11 protein-coding genes are annotated in these 12,546 nt (G+C 62.1%); 3 read left to right on the top strand and 8 right to left on the bottom strand.

All coding sequences use genetic code 11. From position 1 onward, the window contains the following. Positions 1-53: 53 nt before the first annotated feature. Positions 54-2,177 (bottom strand): ribosome rescue protein RqcH, encoded by a 2,124-nt coding sequence (gene rqcH / locus HALTADL_RS15780; RefSeq protein ID WP_089671363.1) that lies wholly within the window; start codon positions 2,175-2,177, stop codon positions 54-56. An 89-nt stretch (positions 2,178-2,266) separates the two neighbouring features. Here rqcH and HALTADL_RS15775 point away from each other — a divergent pair, with 89 nt between their 5' ends. After that, positions 2,267-3,052 (top strand): ZIP family metal transporter, encoded by a 786-nt coding sequence (locus HALTADL_RS15775; protein WP_089671364.1) that lies wholly within the window; start codon positions 2,267-2,269, stop codon positions 3,050-3,052. A gap of 277 nt (positions 3,053-3,329) precedes the next feature. Here HALTADL_RS15775 and HALTADL_RS15770 read toward each other — a convergent pair whose 3' ends face one another. The 4 genes from HALTADL_RS15770 to HALTADL_RS15755 all read right to left on the bottom strand — a co-directional run bounded on the left by HALTADL_RS15770 (position 3,330) and on the right by HALTADL_RS15755 (position 8,460). Further along, on the bottom strand, positions 3,330-4,586 hold the full coding sequence (locus HALTADL_RS15770) for a CheF family chemotaxis protein (protein WP_089671365.1): 1,257 nt from the start codon (positions 4,584-4,586) through the stop codon (positions 3,330-3,332). Then, positions 4,583-5,425, bottom strand: coding sequence for a hypothetical protein (locus HALTADL_RS15765; protein ID WP_089671366.1), 843 nt, complete (start codon positions 5,423-5,425; stop codon positions 4,583-4,585). Before HALTADL_RS15765 ends, HALTADL_RS15770 begins: the two co-directional genes overlap by 4 nt. A 152-nt stretch (positions 5,426-5,577) precedes the next feature. Then, the gene (locus HALTADL_RS15760) at positions 5,578-7,788 is read right to left on the bottom strand and encodes a DHH family phosphoesterase (protein WP_089671367.1); all 2,211 of its coding nucleotides are present in this window, start codon (positions 7,786-7,788) and stop codon (positions 5,578-5,580) included. 54 nt (positions 7,789-7,842) lie between these two features. Then, positions 7,843-8,460, bottom strand: coding sequence for a YIP1 family protein (locus HALTADL_RS15755; protein WP_089671368.1), 618 nt, complete (start codon positions 8,458-8,460; stop codon positions 7,843-7,845). Between the two features lie 86 nt (positions 8,461-8,546). Here HALTADL_RS15755 and HALTADL_RS15750 point away from each other — a divergent pair, with 86 nt between their 5' ends. Next, positions 8,547-9,182, top strand: coding sequence for a DUF309 domain-containing protein (locus tag HALTADL_RS15750; RefSeq protein ID WP_089671369.1), 636 nt, complete (start codon positions 8,547-8,549; stop codon positions 9,180-9,182). Between the two features lie 8 nt (positions 9,183-9,190). Here HALTADL_RS15750 and HALTADL_RS15745 read toward each other — a convergent pair whose 3' ends face one another. After that, a complete protein-coding gene (locus tag HALTADL_RS15745; RefSeq protein WP_089671370.1) occupies positions 9,191-10,561 on the bottom strand; it encodes a geranylgeranyl reductase family protein in 1,371 nt (456 codons plus the stop codon). Positions 10,562-10,675: 114 nt separating this feature from the next. Here HALTADL_RS15745 and HALTADL_RS15740 point away from each other — a divergent pair, with 114 nt between their 5' ends. Next, the gene (locus HALTADL_RS15740) at positions 10,676-11,281 is read left to right on the top strand and encodes a class I SAM-dependent methyltransferase (protein ID WP_089671371.1); all 606 of its coding nucleotides are present in this window, start codon (positions 10,676-10,678) and stop codon (positions 11,279-11,281) included. A gap of 56 nt (positions 11,282-11,337) precedes the next feature. Here HALTADL_RS15740 and HALTADL_RS15735 read toward each other — a convergent pair whose 3' ends face one another. Together HALTADL_RS15735 and HALTADL_RS15730 are read right to left on the bottom strand one after the other, a co-directional pair. Next, complete coding sequence (locus tag HALTADL_RS15735) at positions 11,338-11,646, bottom strand: AzlD family protein (protein ID WP_089671372.1); 309 nt, start codon at positions 11,644-11,646, stop codon at positions 11,338-11,340. Further along, on the bottom strand, positions 11,636-12,403 hold the full coding sequence (locus HALTADL_RS15730) for an AzlC family ABC transporter permease (protein ID WP_089671373.1): 768 nt from the start codon (positions 12,401-12,403) through the stop codon (positions 11,636-11,638). Before HALTADL_RS15730 ends, HALTADL_RS15735 begins: the two co-directional genes overlap by 11 nt. Positions 12,404-12,546: the final 143 nt, after the last annotated feature.

Here is a 12,546-nt window from a genome sequence, read left to right as displayed (position 1 = left end):
AACCCCACAGAGAACTGTCCCTTACTGGTCAGTTCGTGTAGGTTTCTGGAACGCTACTGGTCGACACGCTGGCTGCCACCGGCCGGCAGATGCTCCTGGATCAGATCGGGGCTGGCGACCTTCCTGACGAAGCCTTCGTCAACGAACCGCTCTTTGAGTTCGCGGTAACAGCGTTTTGCCATGTCGTTTTGGGCGAATTTGCCGGGCTGCAGCCCAATCTGGGTTGCGGCGTTTTTGTCGACCGCATCCGTGGGACCGCCAACGACGCGGGTCTGTGGCTCACACTGAATCCCGACCGCGAGGTCGACTGCCGTATCGTCAAAGTAGGTACGGTCCCCGCGAATCACGAAGCTCCCCTTGTCGATGTACTCGCCGCTCTCGGGGGTTTTCGAGACCTGATCGGGATCGACCATGTAGACGTCGCCTGCGTACTGGCCGGCTTTCCAGACCGACGAATGCGAGACCGCAAAGGTGGCGGCCTCTTCGAGCGTCGACTCCGGAAAGTCGATATCCTTAGCCGACTCGCTGGGGCCTGTCGCTTTGAGAATCGTCACCGGCGCGCCGTGGGCCTGGGCGTGGAAGAACTTGTCACCGCGGCTCATATACTTCTTGACAAGTTCCTCGTTCTGGTCGGCGTTTCGGCCGGCAATGACGAGGAAGTCGTCGGTCGTGTGGAACCAGCGGAACCGCTCGTACCACTGCTCGTTTCGCTTGATCGGGACCGATTTTCGGGCCGTCCAGTCCATCTCCTCGTAGTCCTCGTCGGTCACTCCGTTGTCATCGTCCTCGTCTTCCTGATCCTCGGCATCCCACGCCTCACGCCGGGCTTTGGCAGCTTCGAGATCCTCACGGGTGTTTTCGATAGCCGCCTTCGCGCCTTCCTTTTTCTCTTCGACGCGTTTGGCCTCTTTATAAAGCTCGTCGGCGTTCTTTTCGACGCCGGTGGTCGCATCAATCGTCGCCTGTGTTTCGCCGAGGTCGACCGTGACGGTCCCTTGGGAGCCGTCGACGTTCACCACAGCCTCGGCTTGCGGGATTCCCTGCTCGGCTCCCGCCTGCAAGGTTTCGCCGATCTCATCCCATGGAACGCCCTGCTCGCGGGCGGTCTGGATGGTCGAGAGGATCTCGTCGACCAGATCGTATTTGGCATACAGCGCTTCGGCCTTCTCGCGTTCGGCCTCGGCCTGCTCCTCGAAGCCTTCGATGGCCTGCTGCTGTTGTTCGATGATGCGGTTCTGTTTGGCGATTTCGCTTTCGAAATCCGGTTTGCTGGTCGTGGGTTCGGTGTCGTCGGTCTCGTCGTCCGAACGATCCAGTCGGAAGAAGTACTCGTCGACGGCGTCGTTGAAGTTGTCGTAGGCCTCCTCGTCGAGATTCTCGGCTTCGCGTTCGGCCAGTGGGAACGGAGTGACGTCGACAACCGCCTCCTCGTCGAGATACAGTCGCGGCTCGAAATCCCCGGCGTTCACACGCGTTGCGAGGTTGTCGAGTACGTCGTAGATGGCCTGAAACGTCGACTCGTCGGCCTCGTCGATATCGAGTTCTTTGTCGACGTTGGCGCGGGTACAGACCTCTTCGGCGTACAGTCCCCCAAGGTTGAGTTGGGTGGCGAGTGTCCGGACGACGTCCGTAGTTGAGGCCTCCATCTCTCGCTCGAAGGCGTCGTAGCTGACCGACAAGGGGTTGAGCCGTGAGTCGGGGAACTGGTACTGGGAACCGGGCGCGACGGTTCGGGATTTGAGCCGAACCGTCTCCAAGCTCTGGACGACCTCGCCGGCTTCGTCCAGAACTGCGATGTTGCCCTGTCCGAACAGTTCGGCGACAATCGTCGTGTTGGCGTCGGGTCGCTCGAACTCGAAGACCAAGATTCGATCAAATTCGTACTGGGAGACACCAGCAAAATCCGCCCCGCCGAGGCGGTTCCGGATCATTTTGGCGAAGTTCGGCGGTCGACCCGGTGCGTCGGAGACGTGGTCGGGGTCGGCCATGTGAGCGCGTTTGGTGTCGCCAACCTCGATCATGAGTTCGACGCGACCGCGGTCGAAATCCCGCATCTTGAGCCGCAGCAGATCGTCGCCGTAGAGATACGCCTTGTCGACCTTTGCGCCCTCGTACCGGCCCAACTCGGTGACGAGTGCCGCAAGGTCGATGCTCGAAAGCTCCCGCTTGGGGTCCATACGGTGAGTTCACCACGACGTGAAAAAGGGGTGTCGCTCCGCACTCCGGGAACAGGCGTTTTTTATTCCTTGAATGCGGCAGTCGAATTATGATATCAGTGGTCGACGTGACGTTCATCGCCCTGCTGGCTGGCGCGGCCACTGGGCTCGGTGCGCTGCCGATTCTGATAGCGAGCAACGTCAGCCACCGTGTGTACGACGGCGCGCTCGGTCTCGCGGCGGGGATCATGGTCGGTGCGGCAGTGTTTGCGCTGGTCGTTCCGGGCCTCGAACTCGGCACGCTCGCGGAGGTCAGCGGCGGCTTCATTGTCGGCGGCGGGTTTCTGCTTGCGGCCAACTGGGCGATTCCACACGCTCATATGCTGTTCAGAGGCCCGAACGGCGACGAGTTCCCCGAGTCACAGCCGGTCGACGAGGAAGACGACGCCATGCGCCGGGCGGTCCTGATCGGAAGTTCGATCACGATTCACAACGTTCCCGAAGGGCTTGCTATCGGGATCGCCTTCGCCAGTGGGTTCGAGGAAGTCGGCATCGCACTCGCAGGGGCGATTGCGATCCAGAACGTGCCCGACGGGTTTGCGATGGCGGTGCCCGCGAGCCAGACCGGACTCTCGAAGGTCAAGACGATCCTGTATACAACCCTCTCGGGGGCGATTCCGGAGCCGATTGCGGCGGCGGCGGGCTTTGCACTCGTCGGGGTCGTCACCGGTGTCTTCCCCGCTGCGGCTGGGTTCGCGGCTGGCGCGATGATGGCGGTCGTCTTCCGCGAACTCATCCCCGAAAGTCACAGTCACGGCTACGCTGACACAGCAACAGTGACGTTTATTCTCGGCTTTGCGATCATGCTCGGCGTCGACGTCGGCTTAGCTGTGTGAACTGTTTCGCGACTTGATCCGAACATTGTCCGTATATATTTTAGAAGCAGCGTGCAACGCTCTCATCTCGTAGTCAAAAGGGCAGCGCCCCCGCACCGCCCTTCCATGCAGAGAACAACGCTCTGTGAGCGTTCCCCCATCTCTGCGAATACTCGTTAAAACTAGCTAGACTAAACGGTATCGTCTGCGATTTCTCACGTTTTTATACGTATTTAAATAAATACGTTTGTCTGCTATTGTGTGGATGCGATCTCCACCATCGGCCAGTCAGCGCTCATTATGTATTTACATCCTGTATCTTCTCGTTGACGACGACCCGACCTAGGCCGGTGAGTACCGTCCCGTCGTCTGTCATGCGGACCAGCCCAACGTCTTGTAGCGAGTCGAATACGTCTTGGAGTTCGCCGGGGTTTTTATCGATAATCATCGAGAGATCCATCTCGTCGCTGGCCGAGTAGAGCGCAACGAGGACCTCCTTGAACGCCTCGGTGATCGTGAGCTGCTCGATTTTCCGTTTCCGTTTCCGGTAGCTCTGTCTGACGAACCGCTCGAACAGTTTTTGTTTCCTATCATCTCGGAGCTTGATTGCGGTTTCGGCCGCCTCCTTGGAGGCGTGGAGATGGCGAATCGACAGCCCCCGCATACGGAGGTTCTCGTAGGTCTGTTTCCCCGTCCCGATGTGGATGATATCCGACAGCCGAATCGTCAGCTCGTCGTCTCCGTCGGCGGCGGTGATCGATACCGACCGGTCGTCGACTGTAAGCTCGCCGGGGACCGGATCGGTTTCTAAGACGCGGCCACCCTTCTTTGCAGGGTGGGTGACGATGATTTCACAACCTTGGAGGATCAGCTTGAACAGTTCGTTCGCAAAGCCGATCTGTTTGTTCCCCCGGAGTTCGATGATCGCCAGCTGTCGACCCTCACCTTCGTCGGAGGCGATGGCGACCGTCGACTCGAAGGTCTCGGCGAACTCCGAGGGAATCTGATCCGGCGAGAGGTCGACGATGGAGTCGACCGGGATGGCTGTGTACTCCTCGCCCATCGTGTCGTCGGCGCGGGCCAGCACCAACTCGGACGCACCCAGCACGACACGGCAGGCGACTGGCTGGCCATCGGCAAGCCCGGAACAGGCAACTGTCGTCTCGGTCGTGAGGATTGGGTCCCCCGAGATTCGCTCTCGTGGATCGAAGAGGCCACCGCTGTCGACGCTGGCCGTCCCACCGGTCTGTCCCTCGGAATCGCTTGTACTCCCCTCGTCCGGTGCTATGTCCAGTTGTCCGGACTGATTTGTTGAGTGACTTTCGGCGGCTGTCGACCGACCATCGGCCGAGCCTGCCTCTCGGCTCGCCGCCCCCTTGGACTGATCGGTCGATTCCGCGTCGAGAGCGTCGTATCGCTGTGCCTCGCGGCGGCTTACCCACTGCTGCAGCGTGACGGCTGCACCGTCTTCGTCGACCAGCTCGCTGTCGCGGTCGAGATGCATCCGGTCGCCGAGATCGGCGACGTTGAACGAGCTGTCGACCGAACTGGTCACCGGCCGTGGGTTGCGGAGCGAGTCGGGGTAGCTCGCCCGCTGCTCTGCGCGAGCCAGTCGGCGTCGTACGTCCGCGGATCGAACGGCTCGTGATCGAACGGTTCCGGCTCGGCGAGCAGTGCATACGCCGCACCGGGATCTGCGACCGTCGACTCGGTGAACTGCGCGAAGAGCTGTTCGCGGGCGTCGCCACCTTCTCGCCGGGCGAACGCACCGGCGGTGTCGACATCTTCGCCGAGCAGGCCCGCGATCCGGCGGGCCGAAAAGCCAGCGTCGGCGAAAAACGCCGCCGCGGTCGCTCTGAGGCTCTGGATATCGATACTGTCGTAGTCCAATCCCTCAGCCTGATGGGCGCTCCGATTGATGAGTCGGGCCATCGCCTCCGCCGAGAGGCCGAGATAGCCCTCCACATCACAGAGTGTCGCCAGCACTGCGGTCAGTCGTTGGGACCACCCGAAGGGGGCGGTCCGTTCACCACCGGGTGGGGTCCACGTCGACTCCGCAAGAATATCGAGTACCTGTCGACCGTCGCCCGCGCGCTGGCGGTGTCGAGCGGTCTCGTAGCAGAGATTGCAGGCACAGGGATCGCGCTTTGGAATCCGGATCACGCCGCGGTCCCAGTCGATCCATCCCTCGTGGAGATGCTGGATCTCTCCCGGTCGCAACCCGAGTCGACCGCTGAGGATGAGGATGGCGGTCGACCGAACCCGCCGCTGTCGGTCGGAAAACGCCAAGCCGCCCAAATATAAGCTATAGAACGCCGCCGGATCAAGTGCCTTCGATGGCGGGACCGATGCCGCTGACAGTGCTTCCGGTCGACCTGACATGCGCTCGTCCATTTTTTCACCTCTGGTATGGTAGCTATACCAGTACACGCATCAGTTATAATAGTACTCACTGACAGGTTCGCCGCGTGTCGGTGTCGACGTTAGACGAAGCCATCGCTGGATCGCGTTGATAACAATAAAATCAAACCGAGTCGGTTGCGGCGTTAGTTGAACTGCTCTGCGGCGGCCTCAAGGACGGCGTCCTTGGCGGCCTCGCGTTTGCCGGCGAGGAACTCGATGCGGCCTTCGCGGACGCCGCGTGCGGTGACGTCGGCTTCAGGAGCGGCCTCGGCGGCCTGCTCGGCGACGGCGCGAATGTCGAGCGGTTCGGTACTTCGGAGGTAGAGTTCGTCCATGCCGATGCCGACAGTGACGAACGCCTCACCCTCGCGTTCGGCGCGATGGAGTTCGTCGAGCAGGAGTTCCGTCGACGGGAAGTCGAAGCGGTGACTGAACTGATCGGTGTCGAGGACGGCCATCGAGACACCGTCGCGTTCCTCGCCTTCGAGGTTGGCTTGGGCGGTCGAGAGCTCGGTGTCGAGCTTCTCGCGGAACTGCTCGGCGATGTGGCCAGCGAGGCCGCCGGCGTCGTCGAACAACAGATCCGTAATCAGTTCGCGTTTGTCCTGATACGACTGGTAGTAGGCCTCAAGGGCGACTGCCTCGCGGATGTTGGTTACCTGCTCGGCGTCGTAGCCCGCGTCTTCGGCGGCTGCGGTGTAAGCCTCGGGGGTGTCCTCCCAGTAGCTCACTGCGGGGAGGTGCTGCATGTCGTCGCTCACGTCGGTGTTGAGCGCCGCAGCGAGCGTCGCGGTCAGCGCGCCGACCGAGAGATCCGTTGCCTCTTCGTCCGCGGTGACAACCTGTTCGGCCACGTCGTCGACATCGGTGTCGGCCGAGATCGAATCGAGAACGATTCGTTCGGCACCGTACACACCCAAGAGGCCGAGTCCGTCGGCCGAATCGGCGGTGCTGGCGGCTCCAACGAAGCAGAACAGTGGCAGTTTCTCGTCGTGACGGTCTCGGTCCTGAAGCATGCGGGTCGCGTCTTTGGTCGCCGCATCCATCCCGTAGATGGCGTTGTCGAGCGGCCGGCGGACGATGTAGTGGTACTCGGCATCCGAGCGGGCGTGTTCCTCACGGACGAGCGGGAGGACGGCGCGCTCAATGGCCGCTCCGGCAACGTAGCCGTCGGCGGTGGCTGGATGTCGGATGACGACCGGGCGGGATTCGAGAACGGCTCGGCGGATCGCCTCGGCCACGTCGAGGAGCGGTTCGGCGATGGCGTCGACCGCGTCGTGGTCACCGATTGGCTCCAGCGAGTCGGGTCGGGCACGGTCGGTGAGCGCGTCGGCCAGTCGCGTGGTGACGGCCTCGCGTTCCTCGTCTTCGAGGGCGACGAGTTCGTCGGTTTCGACCTGGAGTTCGCCGCGGCGGCGTTCGACCTCGCCGTCGAGTCGGACGATGTCGCCGAGTTCGATCTCGGGGTAGGCGCGGACGCCAGCCTCGACGAACGCGGCACAGTCGACGACGCCGGTCTCGTCGCGGAGTTCGAAGACGGTCGGGCCGCCGGTCTGGCGGATGCTCACGATCTCGCCGTCGAGTCGGACGCGCTCGTCGACGAGATCAGCGAGTGCTTCGATGCTGACTTCGTCGTAGCCCTCAGCGACGGGCTCGCCGTCTGCTTCGGCTGATTCGGCCTCGCGCTCGGAAACGGTGACCGCACCGCCCGAGGAGTTGCTGCTCGGCGTACTGGTGTCGGTTTCGCCGCCAATAACGGCCTCCTTGGTCTCGCTTCCGGTCTCGGGACCGTGGCTGACGGCGACCTCGCCGGTGTCGAATTCGTCGGTTTCGACTGACTCAGGTTCGGCGTCGTCAGTTTCGCCTTCGTCGACTGCGTCGGTCTCGACGCTTTCGGTCTCGACTTCCGGCTCCGGTTCTGGCTCCGGTTCGCTTGTCTGAGTCTCGGCTTCCGACTCGTTGTCGTCGACCTCTGCGGCGAGCTTTTCGTCGGTGCCGTCGAGGATCAGTTTGCCACGGAACTCGCGGTCGGACTGTCGGATCGATTTGCCGAGATCGATGTTGCCGTTGTCTCGGACGTTGTTGACGCGAACGCAGACGGTGTCGCCCGGTTCCCAGTTGAGACTTTCGAGGCGACGATCTAGCTCACTGCGGTGAAGCAGGCCGGTGACGCCGGGGGCGAGATCGATGAAGACGCCGAAATCGGCGTAGCCGTCGACCGTTCCCTGATAGAATCGGTTGTCGATAAGTTGCGATGCATGGTTTCCACGGAACTCGAAGATGACGTCTTCTTGATGACTGTCACAAACGTGACCGCCATCAACAGGGACGTCACAGATGATACACGAACCCATTTGCTAAAAAAATATGGACCCACCCTTTAACCGTTGTCGAAACGCGCTGGGGTGTTAGCCGACTACTCCGGCGGCCACTGCCTGCCCAGCCCGAATCGCTCCGAACCCTACACCGAAAACGAGTATCGCTGGCAGCATCCCAGCTACAGCGGCCCGAAGGGATGTCGTCCGGTGGACGACTGCCAGACCGACAATGAGCAGGCCGGTCGCGTACAGCCCACAGAGCGCAGCCACCCCCGGAATCGGAACCCATGCGAACACACAGGGCGCGGTTGCATAGCCGATGATCTGGACCGTCTCGCTGACGCCAGCGCGGTCGTCGACAAGTAGCATAAGAATGACTGTCTGGATGGCCGAAACGAGATGGAGCGCCGCAGGGGCGACGACGACAGCCAACAGCAGCAAAACGAAGACCGCGGTGAGGCCGAGGCTGTCGGCCATGATCGGAATCCGGCCCTCGCCGAGTAGGCGTTCGGGCTGGACAGCCAGCAGGCCACCGACGTAAATCAGTGCCACGACGATTGCGAAACTCAGTCCCGGTGCTTGGTCGCCCGGGGCGACGCCATTGGCGAAAAACCGGCGCGGTCGACGGAGGACTTCGCCCCACGCGCGCACCAAGCCAGTTGGCCCTCGATCACGGCCGCCACGCGGCGTTTCGACCCACGTTGTCACGGTCGACCGGAGGGCTGGCGGTCCTATCAGCGTTACTATCGCGCGGAGTCCACGGATTTTTCCCTCCCGCTGGCACCCCTCTCTGTATGGAGGAGCAACTTCGCGCCGGGCTTGCTATTTATAATGCCGGAGCCACCCATGCCGCCCACGACGCGTGGGAGGACGTGTGGCTCGACCTCCCGACCGGGAGCGACGACGAGCAATTGCTCCACGGACTGATCCAGTTTACGGCCGCAATCTACCACGCCCAGAACCGAAACTGGAGCGGCGCGGTCGGCCTCTGTGAGAGCGGTAGGGAGTATTTAATTGGGTTACCATCGACCTACCGCGGTGTCGACACCGTGGCTGTCCGGAGCTACTTACAGGCACTCGAAACCGACCCCGAGCGAATCGAACGCGCCTCTCCGCCCGTGCTTACTTATAAGGGACAGCCACTTGCAGCAGCCGATCTGGAACTCGGGGCGATCACGACGGCCGCAGGGGTTCTCACCGAGGAGTTCGACCAGTACGACGACAGCGTCATCCACGATGCCATCGAGTACGCCCGCGAGGAAGTAGACGAGAGCCAGACGGAGTATATCAGCCTGCTCACGACCTTCGTCGGCGAGTCGACACACCGCGGAATCGTTTATAATAGATTAGCATCACAGGTCGAGCGTCGACGGCGGAAAGAGAAGGATGTCGCAGGGCTGTTCGATCCTGCCGACGAGAACGAAGAGTAGTTTCCAGCTTAGTATTTCGGCTCAGCGCCGGTCGTCTCGTAGATTTCGTCCATCAGTTCGTCGCGCTGACGTTGCCATGCTTCGAGGGCCGCAGGCGTCGACGGATATCGCTCGTAGTGGTTGATCAGCTTCTCTGCAAGCTGTTTGACCTTGTAGAAGTCCAGAATCTGCCGCCAGTAGCCGAAGCTGTCGACGGCGGTCCGAGCAGCCAGCAGTGGCCCCATCGACGTTTTGCCCGTATACAACGCCTCAGCCAGCTTTTCGCCCGGCAGCGCAGCCAAGAGGCCCATCAGGTCGTCGATGTCGACGGCGGTCGAAAGAATATTGTAGACGTCGAGGCCCGCATACCGGGAGCCGAAGTGGTCCATCACGCGCTCGTTGTAATGCCAGAGGGCGTCCTCGCTCACGTCGCCCGCCTCAATCGCCTCGACGGCCTGTTCGGCGGCGTACTTCCCGGCGTAGGCCGCACCAGCGATTCCGCCGCCGGTGGTCGGATTGACGTGGGCCGCAGCGTCGCCGACCGCCATGTATCCGGGAGCCACAGCCGAGTCGTAGACGCGCCGGGTTGGGAGGGCCGCGCCGAGTTTGTCGGTGACCTCGCCGTTCTCGAACTCCTCGCGATCTTTGAGGTCCTCTTTGAGGTCCTCGATCATCTGCATCGGTTCTTCGTTCATCTGGAAACCGAGGCCGGCGTTGATCGTTGTCGACGTGCGCGGGAAGTACCACAGATAGCCCGCCGCACGCTTGGTCGGCTTGAAGACGAGTGCATCGTCCCACTCGACGTCCTCCTCGACCTCCACGATCTCTCGGTAGGCCGAGCAGAACTGGGAGTACTGGACGTTTGTGTCGAACGTGGTCCCGTCGAAGTCGACTTTGTCCTGCAGCAACGAGAGCGAGCCACCCCCGTCGATCACGACCTCGGCGTCGTATTCGACGGCCTCGCCGTTCGATTTCCCAGTGACGCCGGTGACGGTGCCGTCGTCGGCTTGGGTGACGTCTTGGACGACCGTATCGTAATGGAACTCCACGCCGGACTCTTCGGCGCCTTCGATGAGGAGTTTCCCGTACTTCAGTCGATCAATCACGGCGAGTTCGCCAGGGACTGGGATTTCGAGCACCGTGTCGTGGCTCGGGATCTCGAAGCGACCGTGGTCGACGTCCGTGTTCGTGAAGGAGGGTTCGATCTTGGACTTCGGAATCGCCTCGGGGAAGGCGTCAGCGCCTTTGAGGGCGTCGCCGCAGGCGATGTGGCCTGCCTCTTCGGCGTCTTTCCGCTCGATGATGACGACATCGAGGCCAGCGTTGGCGGCGGTCGCCGCAGCATAACAGCCCGATGTCCCCGCGCCAACAACGGCGATATCGTACTCGTAGGTAGTCATTGGCCAAAATCCAACCTCCGTGGCGAAAACTCTTTATCTCGAAATCAGTCGCTTTGTATGCAACACATAGTTGGTAGCGAACACACTGATTGCTGTGGCGGCCCTCTGTTCGGTATGGACCGCCATGAGCGACGACAGGCGTGGGAGGCGTTGTCGACGGCGTATGCCGAGCGACGCAACCCGGATGGTTCGGATGCAGACCTGATCGATGACCTGCTGGCGGCCCTGCCCTCCGAACCATTGGTTCTCGATCTGGGCTGTGGCGACGGCGCGCGAACGCTCGCCAATCTGCCGCCGGGAAGTATCGGCCTCGATTTCGCCCGCCGTGGTCTCTCGCTGGCCGCCGAAACCGTTCCCGACAGTCGACTGTTGCAGGGCGAGATGAGCCACCTCCCGGTGGCCACGGATGCAGTCGACGGGATCACGGCCTACCATGCGGTGTTTCACGTCCCCCGAGACCGCCATCCCGAACTCTACCGAGAGTTTGCCCGCGTACTAAAACCCGGCGGCACGCTGCTAATGACACTATCCTCGGGCCGGTTTCAGACCGTGCGCCGCGGCTGGATGGGTGGAGAGATGTTCTTCTCCGCGCCGGGGCGGGAGTCGACGCTCAACCAACTCCACGAGGCTGGCTTCGAGGATCTTCGAACCGAAACGGCGACCGATCCCCTCGGCTCCAGCAGCGAGTTCGTGTTTGGGGATCTCGAAGAGTCGTCCTGAGTCGGTCGACGACGCGTCCACTCGGTCGACCGATTCGGATCCCGACACGGTCCGAACTACAGCACGGTCCGGAGTGCGAGAACCGTAGCGATGCCGACAGCCAGCGAGAGCGTGATACTCTCGGTCCGCCACGCAACGACGAGGACGACCCCGGCAGCGAGCCAGGTCGAAAGCGTGGCCCCGATCAGTTCGGGGGCGACAATCGAGACGATGATCGCTCCGGGCAGGATTTCGAGTCCGGATTCGATCCGTGGTGAGAGGTCGACCTTGCCGAGCAGCCACAGCCCTCCGGCTTTAGTCACGAAAGTGGCGACGCTCATTCCCAAAATAACCGCGACGACGATGGGGTTCAGCTCAATCGTCATACCGAATCATCTCCACGGCTGCCCCCGCGAGACCACCGAACAGGATGTACCACTGACCGCCGAGGAGCTGTGCCGTCCCGACGGCGACGAGACCGGCGACGAGCCACGGGATCAGATCCGACCGTCCCTCCCAGAGGCCAACCGCGATAATGATGAACACAGCAGTCAGCATGAAGTCGAGCCCGTAGGTCGCGGGATCGTCGATCACGCCGCCTGCTACCGCTCCAAGCACCGTCGCAAGCACCCAGAACACCCAGATCGCGATCCCCGAGCCCAGCAGGAACGCGCCAGCCGGATTCCCCGACCGGAGCTCCTGCATCGTGAGCGCCCAGTTCTCGTCGGCCATGACGAACACGCTGCCGTAGGCCTGGAGGGGCGAGAGCTCTTCGAACCACGGCCGCAGCGATGCGCCCATCAGCAGGTATCTGAGGTTCACGATGAACGCCGTGCCGATGACCGCAGTCACGGGGATCGGCTGGTCCCACACCCCGATGGCGATTACCTGGGCGGCCCCCGCCACTACGGTGGCACTCATCAGCGTCGACTCGGCGATGCTCAACCCCGCCTGCCGGGCAAGCACGCCGAACAACACCCCATAGCCTGCAACCCCGAGGGCGACCGGGACACAGGCAATGAACCCCTTGCGGGCACCCGCGACCGAAAACGTGGTCGACGCCGAAGTCGTCTCGTTCACCTCCGAGGTCGTTGTGTTCACCTCCGGGGCCGTCTCGTCGCTGTGGGTGGTTTCCTTCGCCATACGTACTCTGTCAGGTCGGTTTTATTGATTGTTTGGACACGGTGCCGACTCGGAGACGCCCACGACTGCGAGGCGGCTGACCCGATTGCTTCCATCTAACAAGAGACGAACGGACAACCAAACTACAAGACGATTCGACACAG

Source organism: Halohasta litchfieldiae (assembly GCF_002788215.1).
Lineage (GTDB): Archaea > Halobacteriota > Halobacteria > Halobacteriales > Haloferacaceae > Halohasta > Halohasta litchfieldiae.
Note: the sequence above shows the minus strand (reverse complement) of the source record. Positions and strands in the feature narration are given on the sequence as shown.